This window comes from Bacillus canaveralius (genome assembly GCF_002860125.1).
Lineage (GTDB): Bacteria > Bacillota > Bacilli > Bacillales > Cytobacillaceae > Bacillus_BJ > Bacillus_BJ canaveralius.
Genome location: NZ_PGVA01000046.1, coordinates 1 through 1,552, shown reverse-complemented (window position 1 = coordinate 1,552; position 1,552 = coordinate 1). Strand labels below are relative to the sequence as shown.

The following is a 1,552-nucleotide window of genomic DNA, read 5'->3' as shown; positions in this document are numbered from 1 at the left end:
AGGGCGAATTAGTATGTGGTTGTAGACCCGAAACCAGGTGATCTACCCATGTCCAGGGTGAAGTCCAGGTAACACTGGATGGAGGCCCGAACCCACGCACGTTGAAAAGTGCGGGGATGAGGTGTGGGTAGCGGAGAAATTCCAATCGAACCTGGAGATAGCTGGTTCTCTCCGAAATAGCTTTAGGGCTAGCCTCATGTTGTAAGAGTCTTGGAGGTAGAGCACTGTTTGGACTAGGGGCCCTCATCGGGTTACCGAATTCAGACAAACTCCGAATGCCAAAGACTTATCCATGGGAGTCAGACTGCGAGTGATAAGATCCGTAGTCGAAAGGGAAACAGCCCAGACCACCAGCTAAGGTCCCAAAGTATACGTTAAGTGGAAAAGGATGTGGAGTTGCTTAGACAACCAGGATGTTGGCTTAGAAGCAGCCACCATTTAAAGAGTGCGTAATAGCTCACTGGTCGAGTGACTCTGCGCCGAAAATGTACCGGGGCTAAACGTATCACCGAAGCTGTGGGTGGACACCGTAGGTGTCCGCGGTAGGAGAGCGTTCTAAGGGCGTTGAAGCGGGACCGGGAGGACTCGTGGAGCGCTTAGAAGTGAGAATGCCGGTATGAGTAGCGAAAGATGGGTGAGAATCCCATCCACCGAATGCCTAAGGTTTCCTGAGGAAGGCTCGTCCGCTCAGGGTTAGTCGGGACCTAAGCCGAGGCCGAAAGGCGTAGGCGATGGACAACAGGTTGATATTCCTGTACCACCTCTTTTCCGTTTGAGCAATGGGGGGACGCAGGAGGATAGGGCAAGCGCACTGCTGGTTATGTGCGTCCAAGCAGTTAGGCTGGTCACGAGGCAAATCCCGTGATCGCAAGGCTGAGCTGTGATGGCGAGGGAAATATAGTACCGAAGTTCCTGATTCCACACTGCCAAGAAAAGCCTCTAGCGAGGAAAAAGGTGCCCGTACCGCAAACCGACACAGGTAGGCGAGGAGAGAATCCTAAGGTGAGCGAGAGAACTCTCGTTAAGGAACTCGGCAAAATGACCCCGTAACTTCGGGAGAAGGGGTGCTCATTTGGGTGAATAGCCCGGATGAGCCGCAGTGAATAGGCCCAGGCGACTGTTTAGCAAAAACACAGGTCTCTGCGAAGCCGCAAGGCGAAGTATAGGGGCTGACGCCTGCCCGGTGCTGGAAGGTTAAGAGGAGGGGTTAGCGCAAGCGAAGCTCTGAATCGAAGCCCCAGTAAACGGCGGCCGTAACTATAACGGTCCTAAGGTAGCGAAATTCCTTGTCGGGTAAGTTCCGACCCGCACGAAAGGCGTAACGATCTGGGCACTGTCTCAACGAGAGACTCGGTGAAATTATAGTACCTGTGAAGATGCAGGTTACCCGCGACAGGACGGAAAGACCCCGTGGAGCTTTACTGTAGCCTGATATTGAATTTTGGTACAGCTTGTACAGGATAGGTAGGAGCCTGAGATGCCGGAGCGCCAGCTTCGGTGGAGGCGTCGGTGGGATACTACCCTGGCTGTATTGAACTTCTAACCCGCGCCC

General features: G+C 53.7%; 1 rRNA gene. It reads left to right on the top strand.

From position 1 onward, the window contains the following. Positions 1-1,552: ribosomal RNA gene (locus CU635_RS17565) — 23S ribosomal RNA — on the top strand; the annotation flags it as partial.